Raw genomic sequence first — 17306 nt, forward strand, 5'->3', positions numbered from 1 at the left:
GGCAAACAGGCTGACCAGGCTGCCGGCAAATGCAGGGAGTTCTGCGCCAAGGTGGATAGCGACAAAATACTGCGGCACCAGCGTGGTAATACCGCAAATTAGTGTGATGAAGAACACGCCGCGAATCGCCTTCAGGCCACCGCCGATAATACAAATAATCACAAACGGCAGCAGAATATTAAACAGCGCCAGCTGCATAATAATGGTTCCGCCGAGGGTGAAAACCGGCAGGTTAACCTGTTCAGCGAGAATTGAAACCGGAATACCCACCGCGCCGAATGCCGTCGGCACGGTATTGGCGACGAGTGAGGCGATGGCCGCTTTGAGCGGATTGAATCCCAGTGCGATCAGGATGCCGATAGGAATGGCAACCGCGGTGCCGTAGCCAGCGGCGGCCTCAAGAAATCCGCCAAAACACCACGAAATAAGCAGTACCTGGATGCGTTTATCTTCACTAATACTGGCGAGAATATCGCGCAGAATATCCAGCGCTTTGGTGGCCTGCATCACGTTATAACTGAATATCGCACCGAGGATCACAATCACAATCGGCCATAACCCTTTGAGGGCACCATAGCCCACGGAGGCTTTCAAATTCTGTAACGGCATATCCCAGAATATCGCCGACAGCGCGATGGTAAAGGCCAGCGTAATCAAGACTGAATAATGAATCGGCATTTTTAATTTTAGTATTAAAAATACCATAAGCAGCAAAGGAGAGAGGGCTAAAACAAACATAATATATTCGTTCATTACTATTCCTGATGGGTTTATTAAACCTTATTTGTATTTATGGCGGGAAACTTACATGGCTGGATAAATAAAATATGCAAACTGAATCGCTTCAGTGGATAAAGTAATTATGATTAATGGTTTTGTAACTATTGTAAGCTTTTAATTGAGAAATAATGCTCTGTAAATATCTTTGGGCGCAAAATGGGTACCTATAAATAGTTATATAATGGTCTATGTAATAATGATAGAGACGGGCGGGTAAGTCGTTTTAAACGGTTTTTTGATTTCTGATAATTGTGGTTTTCAATATAAAAATGTGAGCGAGGCCGAAAGAAATAAACCAGGGTATTGCATGTAAGTAATGATTGGGGGATTATTTTGTTTTGTCATACAAATGAATGTATCGCCATTTTCGATTGCCCTGATATAAGGAGCGGAGAGCCGCCCTCCATGAAAAACACTGATAATAAATCCTTTTTGACTGCACTTACCCAACGGGTTGGCCCCGCCTACGTCCTTACCGATCCGTCCAAAACGGCGCGTTATCGCAAGGGCTTCCGCTCGGGTCAGGGCGAAGCGCTGGCGGTGGTGATCCCCGGCTCTCTGCTTGAACTGTGGCAGGTGCTCAAGGCCTGCGTGGAGGCCGATAAAATCATTCTGATGCAGGCCTCAAATACCGGCCTGACGGAAGGCTCCACGCCGAACGGCAAGGGCTACGATCGCGACATCGTTATCATCAGCACGCTGCGCCTCGACAGTCTGCATGTGCTGGATGAGGGCAAGCAGGTGCTGGCGTATCCGGGCACCACGCTGTATTCGCTAGAGAAGGCGCTGAAGCCGTTTGGCCGCGAGCCGCATTCGGTGATTGGCTCCTCCTGCATTGGTGCGTCGGTGATTGGCGGTATCTGTAATAACTCCGGCGGTGCACTGGTTCAGCGTGGCCCGGCGTACACCGAGATGTCACTGTTTGCCCGCGTGGATGAACAGGGACAGCTACAACTGGTCAATCATCTGGGCATCGAACTGGGCGAGACGCCGGAACAGATCCTCGCCCGCCTGGATAACAACGCGATTGCGCGTGCTGACGTCAGTCATGACGGGCGTCACGCGCACGACCACGACTACGTGACCCGCGTCAGAGACGTTGATGCTGACACCCCGGCGCGCTACAACGCCGACCCGGATCGCCTGTTCGAATCCTCAGGCTGCGCGGGGAAACTGGCGGTGTTTGCCGTACGTCTGGACACCTTTGAAGCTGAGAAGAATCAGCAGGTGTTCTACATTGGTACCAATCAGACCTCGGTGTTGACGGACATACGCCGCCATATGCTGGCGACGTTTACACACTTACCGGTCGCCGGTGAGTATATGCATCGTGATATCTATGATGTTGCAGAGAAATACAGCAAAGACACCTTCCTGATGATCGACAAACTCGGCACCGACAAAATGCCGTTTTTCTTTAATCTGAAGGGGCGCACCGAGGCCATGCTGGAGAAGGTGAAGATTTTCCGCCCGCACTTTACCGACCGCGCAATGCAGACATTCAGTCATTTTTTCCCGAGCCATCTCCCGCCACGCATGAAAACCTGGCGTGACAACTACGAGCATCATCTGATGCTGAAAATGGCAGGGGACGGCATCGGCGAAGCGCAGGCGTGGTTAACCGAGTACTTTAAAACGGCAGACGGAGATTTCTTTGCTTGTACCCCGGAAGAGGGCAGCAAGGCGTTTCTGCACCGCTTTGCTGCAGCGGGAGCCGCCATTCGCTATCAGGCCGTTCATTCTGATGAGGTTGAGGATATTCTCGCGCTGGATATTGCGCTACGCCGCAATGATACCGAGTGGTATGAACATCTGCCGGCTGAAATTGACAGTCAGCTGGTGCATAAACTTTATTATGGCCACTTTATGTGCCATGTGTTCCATCAGGATTATATCGTTAAAAAAGGCGTTGATGCGCACGCGTTAAAAGAACAGATGCTCGAACTGTTGCGCCAACGCGGGGCGCAATATCCGGCAGAACATAATGTTGGCCACCTTTATAAAGCGCCTGAAAACCTGGCGCGGTTTTATCAGGAAAATGACCCGACCAACAGCATGAACCCGGGCATTGGTAAAACCAGTAAACGTAAAAACTGGGCCTGACGAAAAGACAATAAAACAGTAAAGGTCAGGTATCACCGTTTTATTAATGGCCAGTTTTTATTATTGAATTATTACCGGGCGGCGATGTGTCGCCGGTTTTAAAAGGCAATGAAGCAATGGGGTATTTATTGTGAATGTAAATTTCTTTGTCACCTGTATTGGTGACGCGCTGAAATCACGGATGGCACGCGATTCCGTATTGTTGCTGGAAAAGCTCGGCTGCCGCGTTAATTTCCCCGAGAAGCAGGGGTGCTGCGGTCAGCCCGCCATTAACAGTGGCTATATCAAAGAAGCCATCCCGGGGATGAAAAACATGATCGCTGCGCTGGAGGATAATGACGATCCGATTATCTCTCCGGCAGGTTCGTGCACCTATGCGGTGAAAAGCTACCCGACGTATCTGGCCGATGAACCTGCATGGGCATTGCGCGCCGAAAAGGTTGCCGCGCGTATGCAGGATCTCACCTCTTTTATTGTCAACAAACTGGGCGTCGTGGACGTCGGTGCCAGCCTGCAGGGCAGAGCGGTTTATCACCCTTCGTGCAGCCTGACTCGCAAGCTGGGCGTGAGAGAAGAGCCGCTCACGCTGTTGAAAAACGTACGCGGTCTGGAGCTGTTAACCTTTGCCGATCAGGACACCTGCTGCGGATTCGGCGGCACTTTCTCGGTCAAAATGGCCGAAATATCCGGCGAGATGGTGAAAGAGAAAGTCCTGCATCTCATGGATGCGAAACCGGAGTATTTGATTGGTGCCGACGTTAGCTGCCTGCTGAACATTGGCGGCCGACTGCAGCGTGAAGGCCAGCCGGTCAAAGTGATGCATATTGCTGAAGTGCTGATGAGCCGCTGAGGGGAAAGAGATGTCGATAAAAACCAGCGATGTAGAGTTTAAAACGCGCATTCGCCAGCAAATTGACGATCCGATTATGCGCAAAGCCGTGGCGAACGCGCAGGGGCGCATCGGCGCGAACCGGCAAAAAATGGTCGATGAGTTAGGGCACTGGGAAGAATGGCGCGACCGTGCCAGTCAGATCCGCGACCACGTTCTGAGTAACCTCGACGCTTACCTGTATCAACTCTCCGAGAAAGTGACGGAAAACGGCGGTCAGGTGTTTTTCGCGAAGACCAAGGAAGAGGCTACCCGCTACATTTTGCAGGTCGCAAAAGCGAAAAACGCGAAGAAGGTGGTGAAATCCAAGTCGATGGTGACCGAAGAGATCGGCGTTAACCACGTGCTGCAGGATGCCGGTATTCAGGTGATCGAAACCGATCTGGGCGAATATATTCTCCAGTTGGATCAGGATCCGCCTTCGCATGTGGTGGTCCCGGCTATCCATAAAGATCGCTATCAGATCCGTCGCGTGCTGCATGAGCAGATGGGCTATGACGGTCCGGAAACGCCGGAAGCGATGACCTTGTTCATCCGCCAGAAGATCCGCGAGGATTTCCTCAGCGCTGAAATTGGCATTACCGGCTGTAACTTCGCGGTGGCGGAGACCGGCTCGGTTTGCCTGGTCACCAACGAAGGTAACGCGCGGATGTGTACCACGTTACCGAAAACGCACATTGCGGTGATGGGCATGGAGCGCATCGCGCCGACGTTTGCCGACGTGGACGTGCTGATCACTATGCTGGCACGCAGTGCGGTGGGCGCTCGTCTGACGGGCTATAACACCTGGCTTACCGGGCCGCGCGAGGCGGATAACGTCGACGGGCCGGAAGAGTTTCACCTGGTGATTGTGGATAACGGTCGCTCGCAGGTGCTGGGTTCTGAGTTTCGCGATGTGCTGCGCTGCATCCGCTGTGGAGCCTGTATGAACACCTGCCCGGCGTATCGCCATATTGGCGGGCACGGCTACGGCTCTATTTATCCAGGGCCTATCGGGGCGGTGATCTCTCCGCTGCTCGGCGGCTATAAAGATTTTAAAGACCTGCCTTACGCCTGTTCACTGTGCACGGCCTGCGACAGCGTTTGTCCGGTACAGATCCCGCTGTCAAAACTGATCCTGCGCCATCGCCGGGTAATGGCCGAGGAAGGGATTACCCCGAAAGCGGAACGTCGGGCGATCAAAATGTTCGCTTATGCCAACAGCCATCCAGGGTTGTGGAAGGTCGGCATGATGGCCGGTGCCCACGCGGCGAGCTGGTTTATCAATGGCGGTAAAACGCCGCTCAAGGTTGGCGCGATTGGCGACTGGATGGAAGCGCGCGATCTTCCTGATGCTGACGGAGAGAGTTTCCGTAGCTGGTTTAAGAAACATCAGGCGCAGGAGAAAAAGAATGGATAACCGTACCGCGTTTTTAAACACCGTTGCCCAGGCGCTGGGCCGTCCGCTGCGGCGGGAACCGCAGGCCGAAGCCGCGCCGGTGAACAACTATGCGAACGAGCGGCTGACCGAACTCAGCCCGCAGCAGCGCTGCGACGCGTTTGTGCAGTTTGCCAGCGAGGTGATGCTGGCGCAGTGCGAACTGACCCATGAGGCGCAGGCCCCTGAGGCGGCGTTACGTCTGTGCCAACAGCTGGGGCAGCAGCCGGTGGTGGTTAGCGGCGACAGTCGGCTGGTAGAACTGGGGATAACCGAGCGTTTGCAGCGAGAGTGTAATGCTGTGGTCTGGGATCCGGTGCGTGGAGCCGAGAATATTGTTCAGGCCGAGCAGGCGAAAGTTGGCGTGGTGTATGCCGAGTATGGCCTGACGGAGTCCGGGGGCGTGGTGCTGTTTTCCGCTCCGGAGCGCGGGCGTTCAATCAGCCTGTTGCCCGAGTCCTCTATTTTCGTGCTGCGTAAAAGCAGCATCCTGCCGCGTGTGGCGCAACTGGCGCAGGTTCTGCATCAGAAAGCGCAGGCCGGTGAGCGTATGCCGTCGTGCATTAACATCATCAGCGGGCCCAGCTCAACGGCGGATATTGAGCTTATCAAAGTGGTCGGGGTGCATGGTCCGGTGAAGGCGGTGTATCTGATTATTGAAGATTGTTGAGATTCGTGAATAAGCCCGCTCTGGCGTTGTAGCCCAGAGCGGGATGACATTCCGCACTCTGCGGACTCTCCTTTCGCAAGGGATCGCCTGAAAATGGCGTCCTGGTCCGCGCTTTCCGCTGCGGTTTAACGTTCCTGCACCTGTTTTTTCTGCTGATAAAATCGGCGTACAACATTGTTTCCAGTCACCGCAAGTGGCGATTTTTACACCGTTACGCGGCTGGTAAAATTGATTTAAATCAATTTAAATCGACTTATTTTTAAAAGCGAAAGAATGCAATTTTTACTAAAATTTTACCTTTCCGTGCTTATTTTTCGACAACGCAGGCGACAACGCAGTGAGAATCAACGCGATTTACGCAGCGGATAGCACCGAAAATCAACGCAAAAAGGCATATAAAAACAGGGGTTTTAGGTAAAAGTAGACATTAAACACGTTATGTAACCTATTGGCTGGAATGATGTTTTGATGGCACATTGTTAGCCACGCGGTAGACGTCTTTTTTTTAATCTAATGAGTCACAATGAATGTGCGTAAAGTAAAAATTACACATTATTCTACAATCAAGTTATCTTTCATTTGAAATAGCGTTCCACTTTTAAGTGATTTATTAACAGTTTCATTACTATTGTGCATTTTTTTTGCCGTTGACATGTTTTTACACTGGATGCATATTTCATCGCCATAAGCGTATTATTGCGTTCAGGAGATGACAATGCCTTCTCGAGATTATCCCGATAGTCGAAAAGCCAGAGGTACCCGCTCGAAAGATATGGTTCTTTTAAGTGCGCGTGTCGATACCTCTTTGTGGGAATACGTTCGCACGCTGGCATTTGAAACACGAAAAAGCAAACAAGATATTATTGCTGAAGCATTAATGCTACATCGCTCTATTAATGAGAGTGACTCTCAGTAATACATGCTATCACGCTCTGTCTGGGTTTTATTTATATTCCCAATAATGATATATGCCTTGCTACGTCCTTAATAATTTTACTGGTGTGTTATTTGTTTTCCCCTTGTTCAATAGGGGGCTTTTTTATGTTGGCGCGCCGCCCGCATAACAAAGTTGATAGCAAAATTCACAATTAAAAGTGAGTAAAAAATGAAAAAGACAGCAATGGCATTAGCCGTGATGGCATTAGGGGTAACGTCCGTTCATGCAGCGGAAATTTATAACAAAGATGGCAATAAACTGGATTTGTACGGCAAAGTTAAAGCCGTACATACCTGGACTGACGGCACCGACGCCGACGGTACTTATGCGCGTCTGGGTTTTCGTGGTGAGACACAAATTAACGATCAGCTGACCGGTTATGGCCACTTTGAAAGTCAGTTTGATGCCGCTGGAGCAGAAGGTTCTCAGGATGGTATTAAAACACGTCTCGCGTTTGCTGGCCTGGATTACGGTCACGACGTTAGCTTTGACTACGGTCGTAACTACGGTGTCGCTTATGACGTGGGATCTTACACTGACGTTCTTTCAGAGTTCGGCGGTGATTCCTATGAAAATACTGACCGCTTCCTTACTACACGCACTTCTGGCGTTGCAACACTCCGTACCAAAAATCTGTTTGGTGCCGTTGATGGTGTAAACCTGGCGGCGCAATACCAGGGTCAGGATGATACCGATGCGGACCCGGCTAAACAGCACGGCAATGGCTACGGCTTCTCTCTGGGTTATGACAACATCGCGGACTCTGGCGTGTCTGCCATCGCGGCTTACTCTACCAGCGCGGTAACTGCTGAGCAGAAACAGCAGGGCTGGGAAGGTGATAACGCTGAATTCTGGGGGGCGGGCCTGAAGTATGATGCCAATGCTGTCTATGTGGCGACGATGTACGGTGAATCCCACAACCTGATCCAGAATGCCAACAAAGCGCAGCACTTTGAAGCGATGGCGGCCTATGTGTTTGATTTTGGTCTGCGTCCGAACGTGGCTTACGTCCACTCACGTGACACTGACAACACTGACCTGACCGAGTACGTGGCGCTGGGTACCGATTACTACTTCAACAAAAACATCGTGGCCGATGTGGGTTACAAGTTTAACCTGCTCAATGGCCAGGACGGTGACAACGAAGTTGTTGCTGGCCTGACCTACCAGTTCTAAGTTTTTGTTATGTCATGAAAAAGGCGTCTCTAGTCAGACGCCTTTTTTACATTGCTTTTCCTGTCAGACTGGCTGCTGTGGGTTGCCACGCACTTCGCTAAATAACCACTTCCAGATCCCCACTTTTACCCATGCCACCACGCAGAAAATGAGATAAAAAAGGGGTTTATGCGTAATCGAAACGCGCATTACTTCCATCAGATCTACATGTAAATTTCCGGCGATGGCCATATTAATGACGAATATAGAGGCAATGGTACTGGCCAGCAAAATAAGAATCGCTTTGACGGTGCCTATCTCTGGCCACTTTCCGGCAGCCCACTGCCAGAGAAAAATCGTGGTGAGTACAAATATAATAAACAGCCCTGCGGCCCCGAAAAAGCCGAAGTCTTTATAATCCTTCATGGTGCTAAATAAGCTGATGATAATAATTAACCCAAGTATGATTTTTTTAAACCACGACATGTACTGTTCCTGAATATGCTGTTGATGTTGTATGGATATGTCCATTTTTACTCATTTTATGTTTATTCTACAAATGAGTTAAGACGGATTATAAAGTGTCTGGAGAATGAGTTATTGGTTATTTGTGGATTATGAAATGTTGACATTTAATTGCGGAGTAATCCGAATTTAAGATTTTTTAGAGGGGGGGCTTATACTTCTTTAGGTGTAAGAGAACGCTGTTTATAGCATTGTACTGCACTAATCAGTGCAGCAAAAAATAGCGCCGCTGCACCACACAGCGTAGCGTTGATAATGGCGATAGCGCCGCTTCCCAGTAGGCTGGTTAATAGCGGCCCGAGAATTTGCCCAATGCCGTACGTCAGCGTCACCAGTCCCAATAGGTTAATGTTTCGCGGCACGCTGAGTTGGCGGGCGAGCGGCATCACCAGTGAGGTGGTTCCCATAAAGGTTGCGCCAAAACCGATACTGCTGAGAACCAGCAGGAACAACGAGTCGCTGGCAAGTGTTAACACCACGCAGGCGCTTTGGGTCAGCAGATTGGCTGTCAGGCATTGCAGGACTCCCCAACGTTTCGCCGCCCATAGCCAGCCGAAACACCCCGGAATGATTGCGATGCCAACCAGCGACCACAGGTGTACGGTCAGCAGTGGCGAACCGGCATTTTTCGCCATCAGCGGCAGGTAAGTGGCGACAATGATGTAGCCAAAACCGGCCAGCCCGTAAAGCAACGCCAGCAGCCACCATGACATCGGTTGATGCGCGGATTTTGCCAGTGGTACGGCGGGCAGCACGCGGTCACGAGAGGGGAGCAGCACGACCAGCAGCAGAAGGAGTAAGCCAGAAAGGACTCCGGCACCCAGCCACAGCGTGTGCGATGACAGCGCAAAGCGTAAACCAGCGATGACATACTCATTACCGAGAAAAATGCCGGTCCCGACACCGGAGAACAGGGCCGCAATCACAAACGGATGACGGGTATGCTGCAGAACCACCATCGAACCAAAGATCATCATACCTGCACTGGCGACACCTGCCAGAAAGCGGATCGCCATCATCAGTGCGGGCTGGGTAAAAAACGCCATCGCCAGGATAAGTCCGGTGGTCGCGAGCGCAGACGCTAATAGCATCGGACGCAGGCGTGAGGGCTGGTGGAACAAACCGAAGGAAAACAGCAGGCTGCCTGCCAGATACCCGGCGTAGTTGGCGCTGGCAATCCACGAGAGTTGGCTAAAGGTAAACTGACCTTCAGTCAGCAGCACCGGCAGCATTGGCGTATACAGAAAGCGGCCAATCCCCATGCCCAGCGTCAAGACCAGCAGGCCAAACAGCGCGATGCGGATGGAATGATGATTTGAACCAGGACTTCCCTGCGGCATGCAGACGCTCACTTCACGCTGTTATGTGGATATTTGTTATATTACATATGCAAATGATAATTTAAAGTTAAATGATGCGGGTTTTACCGTCAGAGGATTTTCTTCAGGTCCATTTCTTCCTGGATCCGTTCGCTGTAGGCGATATGGGTGCGGATCGCCTCTTCAATACCGGCGTTGTAAAACGCAGGTCCCAGTTTTTCGATAATAAAATCAATAAAGAACTCGGCATCGAACTGCTCAAGGTCGAGATCGAAGTGGTCGCTGCAATACGTTTCCAGTTCGTTGCGCAGGCGATCGCGCTCCGCGGATGACAGGGTGATTTCAGCCATTTTTTCTCCTTAAAAATTCGGCAGCGTGAGCAGAGACGGTAGTTGCGACAACAGATATAACACCAGCCCGATAGAACCGCCAACGAGCGTGCCGTTGACGCGAATAAACTGCAAATCTTTGCCGATGTTGAGCTCAATTTGTTGCGACATCTCCCGTGCATCCCAGCTTTTGACGGTGTCGCTGATGTGGCGCGTCAGGAAGGTAGCGAACTCCGGTGCGACTTTTTTCGCAGCCTGCTCCAGGTGTTCATTCAGCGACGCACGCAGGGCACCATCGGCAACCAGCGTTTCGCCAAACCACTGTCCGGCGCTGGCAATGCGTTGTTTCACGCGAGAATCATCGGCGTTAATGTCGGTTTTCACCCATTGACGCAGATCCGCCCACAACTCGCCGAGATAGCGGTTAAAGGCTTCGTCCTCTTTCAGGTAGCTTTTGAGGCTTTCTGCACGTGCGGCCATGTCAGGATCGTGTTTGAGCTTATCGATCAGGTTCAACGTGGCGCGATCGAAGGCGTGGCGGATCTGATGCGCCCGATCGTGACTGATGTCATCCAGCAGGGAGTTGACCGCATCAGAGACCAGCTCGGCGCTGTGTTCACCGAGCCATTCGGTTGGCAGGATCTTCGCTTTGAGCGGATGCTCGGTCTCCAGCCAGCGCACAATCTGCTGGGCGATAAACGCCCGCGAACTGTCGCGCTGTAGCAGGGCGATCAGCTGCGTAATCAGCGTGTCGAGCAGCACCTGGTGGCGGTTGTTTTTGGTCATGCTTTCCAGCATTAATGCGCTGGTGCCGGAGAGATCGACCTTGTCGATAGCCTTATGCACCGCGCGTTTGATCAGCCGCTGGATGCGGGCGTCGTCGGTCAGTTCGAGAAATCCGCTCATGATCTGCAGCAGATGCTGGCCGATGCGCCGGGCATTTTCCGGTTGGCTGAACCAGTTGCCAATGAGCAGCGCCGGTTCATGGCGGCGAATCAGCGCCACCAGTGACTGGGTGTCGAGGAATTTTTCCTGCACGAACTGACCCAGGTTTTCGCCGATGCGGTCTTTATTACGCGGGATAATCGCCGTATGGCGCGAGATAAACGGGATCGGTACCCGGCGAAAAAGCGCGACCACGGCGAACCAGTCCGCCAGCGCGCCTACCATCGCCGCTTCGGCAATCGCTTTGATCCCTAGCACCCAGAAGTTGGGTGGCAGAAACAACGTGATGACGAAGGTCGCGGCAGCAATCAGCAGCAGAGAGAGCGCCAGTCGCTTGGCGCGTTTGAGTTCAGCAATTTTATTCATAGACTTAAGGATAGAGCCAGACGGGGGGAACGTGCAAAAATTGTGGCACGCCTCCCATTTTTAGACTGAATGATCTTATCCTGGGATCCAGTTGTCCCACGCGGGTAACGGACCGAGTTCCGCCACCAGAAAATCGATAAACGATCGTACCTTCGGATTACTGTACTTGCTGGGAAAATACAGCGCATACAGGGCGTGGGTTTCACAGGTGATGGTGCCGTCGAGCATCAGCGGCGTGACCTCTTCTTTTTGAATATGATCGCCAATCAGATAGGTGGGTAAATACGCCACGCCCTGATCTTCTAACACCGACTTCAATAACACCAGGCTGCTGTTGGCCTGGATCGGCATATGCAGCTTCAATTGGTGCAAACGATCCTGCTCGTCTGCCACTTTAAGCACTGGCGTGAGGCCGGGGTAAACCAGGCAATCATGATTCACCAAGTCGCTGCGACGCTGGGGCATCCCTTTTTTTGCGAGGTATCCCGGCGACGCGCAGTACGCCCAGCGGATAGGGACCAGTTTACGCATGGCGTAATTCTGCGGCGGCGCGGTGGAGATGCGCAGGGCGATGTCGAAATCGGTTTCGTTCAGATTGACGAAGTTATCGTTGAGATCGATGTACAGATTCACATCCGGGAACTGGGTGCGATATTTATCCACCAGGTTTACCAGTCGCGAATAACCAAAGGCAATGGAACAGGTGATGCGTAATTCGCCCTGCGGGCTGTGGTAATAACCGGAGGTAGTATTCAGCGTTTCATCAAACTCTGTCAGTAGCTTATTGGCGCGGTTAAATAAATATTGCCCGGCATCGGTCAGGGTAATACTGCGGGTGGTGCGTTTAATTAACGTTGTCCCCAGCGTGTCTTCCATCGCCGTCAGGCTTTTGCTCACCGCGGAAGGCGAGACGTTGAGCTGCGCGGCAGCCTCCGATAACCCTCCGCAGTCAACGATTTTGACGAAAAATTCCAAATGCTTGAGTGAAATCGGCGTACCCATAATTTCCTTTAATTCACAAGTGATTTGCAAAAACGGTACGAATAGGCCGTTACATTCGCATTTTAAACATGCAACTATTGAATCACAGGAAACAACTCGCTGGCAAAATGAAAAAATAACAGGTTAAGTGAGTTGCATCACAAAATATAAGGAGGTAGGCCTGAAACGCATCAAGTTGTGAATGTAGTCTCATTAAAAATTATATAATTTAAAAGGTACCCATTATGTGGTCACGACTCGAACCCTACAGATCGTCGATTATTTTATTATTTGCTCTGGTTATTGGCGGCTTATTAGGTATTTATGCCCCGACGTTTGCCAGCACACTCCAGCCAGTCGGTCAGATATTCTTAAACCTGTTATTTATGATCATCGTGCCGCTGGTGGGGATCAGCGTCATGTCTTCTATCGCCAGTATGACCGACCTGAAAAGGCTGGGACGCATTATGGCGATTATCTTTATTGTTTCGATCGCGATGGCCTTTATTCCGGCTGCCGGGATTGTGGCGCTGGCGCTATGGTACAACCCGGCGCAGGGCGTCACTATCGATCTCTCGCAGTCCGTGCAGGCGGGCAGTGGCAAGATGGATTTTGTCAGCATGATCACCACCAATGATTTTATCGGACTGTTTTCGAAGTCCAATATTCTGGCGCTGATCGTCATGGCGATCATTGCCGGTGTGGCGATTGGGCAATCAGATCAGGCGGGGAAACGCATTGCGTCACTGCTGGAAGATGCCAATACCGTGATCATGAAGATCGTCTCTATCATTATGAAAGTGGCGCCGATTGGTCTTGGTTGCTATTTCGCTGCGACCATGGCCAGTCAGGATTCCGCGCTGCTGTTAACCTTTGCCCGCGCCATTGGCCTGTTTATGGTCGCCACGCTGGTCTACTTTGTTTTCGGCTCAATTCTCTATTCGTATATTGGTGGCGGTGTTCCGGCGGTCAGAGCCTTCTGGCGTAATGCGATTGAACCTTCCGCCACCGCGCTGGGAACCTGTTCTTCACTGGGCACATTACCTGTCACGCTGCGCGCCGGTAAGGCGATGGGGATTAACCCGGAAATTGTGGATGTCTCTATTCCGTTGTTGGTTAACCTGAACAAAGGCGGCGTGGCGATGATTGCCGCGCTGAAAATTGTCTTTATCTATTCCGTGCTCGGCATGCCGTTCACCACCGAGACCTTCTTCCTGACCATGCTGATTGCCGTGCTCTCCGCCATTATCGTCGGCGGCGTACCGGGCGGTGCGTTTCTGGGTGAGATCTTTATTGTCACCACGCTCGGGTTGCCGATGGAAGCGATCCCGATGCTGGTGGTGCTGGGTACGATTACCGATGCGCCCGCCACGCTTATCAACGTGATCCATGATTTGAACGCGGCACAAATTGTTGAGCGGTTTGCTGGAAAAAAGCAGAACGACGCTGAAATCAACGCGACCGCCGCTGCGGTATAGGTTTGCACACGGATTAAGAAACAGGAGATGTTATGAAAGACGCAATGAAGATTGAAACCCAACTGGTCGTCGCCGGACGTGACAAACGTTACACCCAGGGGGCGGTGAATCCGGTTATCCAACGCGCTTCTTCGCTGGTGTTTGATACCGTGAAGGATAAAAAATTCGCCACCGCCAATCGCGCTAACGGGGAACTGTTTTATGGTCGTCGCGGTACGTATACCCACTTCGCTTTTCAGAAGGCGATGAGCGAGCTGGAAGGCGGTGTGGGCTGTGCGCTGTACCCGTGCGGGGCCGCGGCGGTTACTAATGCGATTCTGGCGTTTGTACAAAGCGGCGATCATATCCTGATGACCGGCGCGGCCTATGAGCCAACCCAGGATTTCTGTAATAAGATCCTGAGTAAATTCAACGTGGAAACCACCTATTACGATCCGCTGATTGGCGCAGGTATCGTCGATTTTCTGCGCCCTGAGACGAAAGTGGTGTTTCTGGAATCGCCCAGTTCAATCACCATGGAAGTCCAGGACGTGCCGGGAATGGTGAAGGCGATCCGCGCAGTGAACCCGGACATAGTCATCATGATCGACAACACCTGGGCGGCGGGCGTACTGTTTAAGGCGCTGGATTTCGGCGTGGATATTTCCATTCAGGCGGGCACCAAGTACACCATTGGCCATTCGGACGGCATGCTGGGCACGGCGGTGTCCAACGCCCGCTGCTGGGATCGTCTGCGTGAGAACTCGTATCTGATGGGGCAAACGCTGGATGCCGACACGGCGTATAACGGCAGCCGCGGACTGCGCACGCTGGCGGTACGTCTGAAACAGCATCAGGAAAGCAGTATCCATATTGCCCGCTGGCTGTCGGCAAGACCGGAGGTGGCGCGGGTGAACCATCCGGCGTTACCGGAGTGTCCGGGCCATGAGTATTTTCAGCGCGACTTTGCCGGTAGCTCGGGCCTGTTCTCATTTATCCTGAAAAAGCGCCTGACTGATGAACAGATGGCGAATTTCCTCGATAACTTCTCGCTGTTCCATATGGCCTATTCGTGGGGCGGATTCGAGTCGCTGATTCTGGCTAATCAGCCGGAGGAGCTGAACAGCATTCGCCCGGCCGGGGATGTCGACTTCAGCGGCACGCTGGTCAGGGTGCATATTGGCCTGGAAGATGTCGGTGATTTGATTGCCGATCTGGACGCCGGGTTCGCGCGTATCGCGTAATGTGATGTGATGTGATGCGGCGCCAGCACCTTATCCGGCCTACCACGATGGCGTAGGCCGGATAAGCATGGCTGGTTAGTTTTCCGTGGCTAACGTCGTGGCCTCGTGCTGACGTACCCGCTTCAACAATCCGGCGAGCGTGAATACCACGACAATACCTGCGACAACCGCCAACAGGTGAAACGAAATCCTGCCGCCGTTAAACCACAGCCAGCGCCCGATCTCGACAGAAACAGCCATTACCGTCAGGATCACCATATTCAGCGATGCGGAGACCGTGCCCTTCGGCAGGTTGTTGGAAAACAGCGTAAAACGGAACAGCGTCGGGAAAATCATCCCGATACCAAATGCATACAGACTGGTGCCCAGCACCGACCACAGCCAGACGTGCGGCCAGAGTAAATTGCCGCCAATCAGTATCGCCAGCCCGCTCAATTGGACAGGTGCCGCCCACCAGATAAAGCGCGGCCTTGTCGGGTCCTTCACAAATCGCACCACTACCATATTGGCGACAATAACCGCCCCAAATACCGGAGCCTGCGCCCAGGCAAACTGCGAGGTGGTCATGCCGCCCGCGTCGATCAGGATCACCGGCGATACCGCCACCCAGCTCATCATCGGGATGTAGCTCAGCGATAGCGTGGCGGCCCCAAACAGGAACACCCGGTTGCGAAATACATCGCGAAAATCCCGCAGTACGCCGCGTGCGCTGAACGGCACCGAGCCGCGCTGCACCGTTTCTGGCATCGCCAGCAGCAGGCCAATAAAGGCGACCAGGCCCATCGCGGCAATGATGGCAAACAGAACCTTCCAGTGGACAAAGTGCATCAGCGCTGCCCCGGAGAGCGGGCCAATTACCGGTGCCACCAGCACAATGGAGGTGATGATGGCCATCAGCTTGATGGCCTTTGTCTGGCCAAATGCCTCCTGCACCGTGACGTAGCCGACGGTGGCGATAAAGCAGATGCTGGTGCCCTGCACAACGCGTGCAATCAGAAACTGCGTCATTGAGGTGGTGAACAGTGTAGCCGCGCAGGCAAGGGTGAAGATGAGCGCGCCGGTAATCAGCACCGGCCGGCGACCAATTCGATCGGAAAGCGGCCCTAATAACCACTGTAACGCCATCCCACCCGCCAGATACAGGCTAACCGCAGCCGGTGCCAGGCTGACATCGGCGTTGAAATCCCGCACGACATTAATGATGCCGGGTTGGATCAGGTCCGTTGACAGGTAGGCGGCGAAGTCGTACAGAATCAGCGCGATGGGGAAAAACAGCGTCGTGGCGCGTTGCGAGAAAAACGCGAAAATCCGTTGCATAAAACAGCTCCTTGTCGGGAGAAAACCCTCAACGGGAATAGCGAGATCGCACCTCGGGTGGCGTCAGTTGAATGGAAAATAGACATCCGCAGTGTAATGCGAATGGGCGCGTAAGCAAACGCGTTTTTGCGGGGAGTGTTCTGAGAAAATGTCTGCCTTGCAGAGGGCGGTATTTACTGTGGATAGTGCCTCGCAGACATAAAACGTGTTGAATGAGAGTCATAAATTTAACCGTTATAGTCGCGCCATCTTTTTCCTCGGACGATGGATCTCCATGCAAAAAACACCGACCTCAACCCCGCATGATGCGGTCTTTAAAACATTTTTACGTCATCCGGAGACTGCCCGGGATTTTCTACAGATTCATCTCCCTGATGCGTTACGCGAAATATGTGACCTGCAGACACTAAAGCTCGAGTCTGACAGTTTTATTGAGGGGGATTTACGCGCGTATTATTCCGATGTGCTGTGGTCGCTGAAAACGACGGAAGGGGATGGATATATTTATGTGGTGATTGAACATCAGAGTACACCGGATGCACATATGGCGTTCAGGTTGATGCGCTATGCGATAGCGGCCATGCAAAAACATTTAGATGCCGGATACCCGCAACTACCGCTGGTGGTGCCGATGCTGTTTTATCACGGCGCTAAAAGTCCGTATCCCTGGTCACTGTGCTGGCTGGATGAATTTGCCAATCCAACATTGGCTCGTCGGCTTTATGCCGCAGCGTTTCCGCTGGTCGATATTACAGTTATTCCGGACGATGAGATTGTGCAGCATCGCCGTATGGCGCTGCTGGAATTAATACAAAAACATATCCGTCAGCGCGATCTTATGGGATTGGTTAGACTGGCCCCCTGAATCTCCA

General features: G+C 52.3%; 15 protein-coding genes and 1 pseudogene. 9 read left to right on the forward strand and 7 right to left on the reverse strand.

Going from position 1 to position 17306, the window contains the following annotated elements; translation table 11 throughout:
- The coding region (locus FDW95_RS23665; protein ID WP_249358997.1) for an L-lactate permease at positions 1-753 on the reverse strand (753 nt) is incomplete at its 3' end.
- 432 nt (positions 754-1185) lie between these two features.
- On the opposite strand from FDW95_RS23665, the gene dld reads away from it, so the two are divergent.
- From dld to FDW95_RS09080, 6 genes are all read left to right on the forward strand, one after another.
- Positions 1186-2883 carry a D-lactate dehydrogenase gene (gene dld, locus FDW95_RS09055; protein ID WP_096758449.1) on the forward strand — a complete coding sequence of 566 codons (1698 nt, stop codon included), beginning with the start codon at positions 1186-1188 and terminating at the stop codon, positions 2881-2883.
- Between the two features lie 130 nt (positions 2884-3013).
- On the forward strand, positions 3014-3733 hold the full coding sequence (locus FDW95_RS09060) for a (Fe-S)-binding protein (protein ID WP_064186363.1): 720 nt from the start codon (positions 3014-3016) through the stop codon (positions 3731-3733).
- 10 nt (positions 3734-3743) lie between these two features.
- Positions 3744-5171: a LutB/LldF family L-lactate oxidation iron-sulfur protein gene (locus FDW95_RS09065; protein ID WP_072663053.1), complete on the forward strand. Its 1428-nt coding sequence runs from the start codon at positions 3744-3746 to the stop codon at positions 5169-5171.
- Positions 5164-5859 carry a lactate utilization protein C gene (locus FDW95_RS09070; protein ID WP_115259554.1) on the forward strand — a complete coding sequence of 232 codons (696 nt, stop codon included), beginning with the start codon at positions 5164-5166 and terminating at the stop codon, positions 5857-5859. The genes FDW95_RS09065 and FDW95_RS09070 overlap by 8 nt, the downstream gene beginning before the upstream one ends.
- Before the next feature lie 715 nt (positions 5860-6574).
- Positions 6575-6775: a hypothetical protein gene (locus FDW95_RS09075; RefSeq protein ID WP_096758446.1), complete on the forward strand. Its 201-nt coding sequence runs from the start codon at positions 6575-6577 to the stop codon at positions 6773-6775.
- A gap of 189 nt (positions 6776-6964) precedes the next feature.
- Positions 6965-7972: a porin gene (locus FDW95_RS09080; RefSeq protein ID WP_115259553.1), complete on the forward strand. Its 1008-nt coding sequence runs from the start codon at positions 6965-6967 to the stop codon at positions 7970-7972.
- A gap of 63 nt (positions 7973-8035) precedes the next feature.
- Here FDW95_RS09080 and FDW95_RS09085 read toward each other — a convergent pair whose 3' ends face one another.
- The 5 genes from FDW95_RS09085 to FDW95_RS09105 form a co-directional block, all read right to left on the reverse strand.
- Positions 8036-8437: a hypothetical protein gene (locus FDW95_RS09085; protein WP_115259552.1), complete on the reverse strand. Its 402-nt coding sequence runs from the start codon at positions 8435-8437 to the stop codon at positions 8036-8038.
- A 191-nt stretch (positions 8438-8628) separates the two neighbouring features.
- Entirely contained in the window at positions 8629-9816 is a 1188-nt protein-coding gene (locus FDW95_RS09090; RefSeq protein WP_115259551.1) for an MFS transporter, read from the reverse strand.
- Positions 9817-9905: 89 nt separating this feature from the next.
- On the reverse strand, positions 9906-10145 hold the full coding sequence (locus FDW95_RS09095; RefSeq protein WP_115259550.1) for a DUF2164 domain-containing protein: 240 nt from the start codon (positions 10143-10145) through the stop codon (positions 9906-9908).
- Between the two features lie 9 nt (positions 10146-10154).
- The gene (locus FDW95_RS09100) at positions 10155-11435 is read right to left on the reverse strand and encodes a DUF445 domain-containing protein (RefSeq protein WP_115259549.1); all 1281 of its coding nucleotides are present in this window, start codon (positions 11433-11435) and stop codon (positions 10155-10157) included.
- A 75-nt stretch (positions 11436-11510) separates the two neighbouring features.
- Positions 11511-12437: a LysR family transcriptional regulator gene (locus FDW95_RS09105; protein WP_115259548.1), complete on the reverse strand. Its 927-nt coding sequence runs from the start codon at positions 12435-12437 to the stop codon at positions 11511-11513.
- Positions 12438-12661: 224 nt separating this feature from the next.
- On the opposite strand from FDW95_RS09105, the gene FDW95_RS09110 reads away from it, so the two are divergent.
- Both FDW95_RS09110 and metC read left to right on the forward strand, forming a co-directional pair.
- Positions 12662-13894: a dicarboxylate/amino acid:cation symporter gene (locus FDW95_RS09110; protein WP_115259547.1), complete on the forward strand. Its 1233-nt coding sequence runs from the start codon at positions 12662-12664 to the stop codon at positions 13892-13894.
- Positions 13895-13926: 32 nt separating this feature from the next.
- Entirely contained in the window at positions 13927-15117 is a 1191-nt protein-coding gene (gene metC, locus FDW95_RS09115; protein WP_115259546.1) for a cystathionine beta-lyase, read from the forward strand.
- 75 nt (positions 15118-15192) lie between these two features.
- Here metC and mdtM read toward each other — a convergent pair whose 3' ends face one another.
- Positions 15193-16434, reverse strand: a complete 1242-nt coding sequence (mdtM, locus tag FDW95_RS09120; RefSeq protein ID WP_115259545.1) for a multidrug efflux MFS transporter MdtM — start codon at positions 16432-16434, stop codon at positions 15193-15195.
- 274 nt (positions 16435-16708) lie between these two features.
- Between mdtM and FDW95_RS09125 the strand changes: the two are divergent.
- A pseudogene (locus FDW95_RS09125) lies at positions 16709-17284 on the forward strand (Rpn family recombination-promoting nuclease/putative transposase); the annotation flags it as partial.
- Between the last annotated feature and the right edge of the window lie 22 nt (positions 17285-17306).

Origin of the sequence: Citrobacter sp. wls718 (genome assembly GCF_005280945.1) — a bacterium.
GTDB classification, from domain to species: Bacteria; Pseudomonadota; Gammaproteobacteria; order Enterobacterales; family Enterobacteriaceae; genus Citrobacter; species Citrobacter gillenii.

What these genes read in the sequence shown, in the direction of transcription:
- dld (WP_096758449.1), top strand. Translation starts at nt 1,186, where the DNA reads ATGAAAAACACTGATAATAAATCCTTTTTGACTGCACTTACCCAACGG.
- FDW95_RS09065 (WP_072663053.1), top strand. Translation starts at nt 3,744, where the DNA reads ATGTCGATAAAAACCAGCGATGTAGAGTTTAAAACGCGCATTCGCCAG.
- FDW95_RS09070 (WP_115259554.1), top strand. Translation starts at nt 5,164, where the DNA reads ATGGATAACCGTACCGCGTTTTTAAACACCGTTGCCCAGGCGCTGGGC.
- FDW95_RS09075 (WP_096758446.1), top strand. Translation starts at nt 6,575, where the DNA reads ATGCCTTCTCGAGATTATCCCGATAGTCGAAAAGCCAGAGGTACCCGC.
- FDW95_RS09080 (WP_115259553.1), top strand. Translation starts at nt 6,965, where the DNA reads ATGAAAAAGACAGCAATGGCATTAGCCGTGATGGCATTAGGGGTAACG.
- FDW95_RS09085 (WP_115259552.1), bottom strand. Translation starts at nt 8,437, where the DNA reads ATGTCGTGGTTTAAAAAAATCATACTTGGGTTAATTATTATCATCAGC.
- FDW95_RS09090 (WP_115259551.1), bottom strand. Translation starts at nt 9,816, where the DNA reads ATGCCGCAGGGAAGTCCTGGTTCAAATCATCATTCCATCCGCATCGCG.
- FDW95_RS09095 (WP_115259550.1), bottom strand. Translation starts at nt 10,145, where the DNA reads ATGGCTGAAATCACCCTGTCATCCGCGGAGCGCGATCGCCTGCGCAAC.
- FDW95_RS09100 (WP_115259549.1), bottom strand. Translation starts at nt 11,435, where the DNA reads ATGAATAAAATTGCTGAACTCAAACGCGCCAAGCGACTGGCGCTCTCT.
- FDW95_RS09105 (WP_115259548.1), bottom strand. Translation starts at nt 12,437, where the DNA reads ATGGGTACGCCGATTTCACTCAAGCATTTGGAATTTTTCGTCAAAATC.
- FDW95_RS09110 (WP_115259547.1), top strand. Translation starts at nt 12,662, where the DNA reads ATGTGGTCACGACTCGAACCCTACAGATCGTCGATTATTTTATTATTT.
- metC (WP_115259546.1), top strand. Translation starts at nt 13,927, where the DNA reads ATGAAAGACGCAATGAAGATTGAAACCCAACTGGTCGTCGCCGGACGT.
- mdtM (WP_115259545.1), bottom strand. Translation starts at nt 16,434, where the DNA reads ATGCAACGGATTTTCGCGTTTTTCTCGCAACGCGCCACGACGCTGTTT.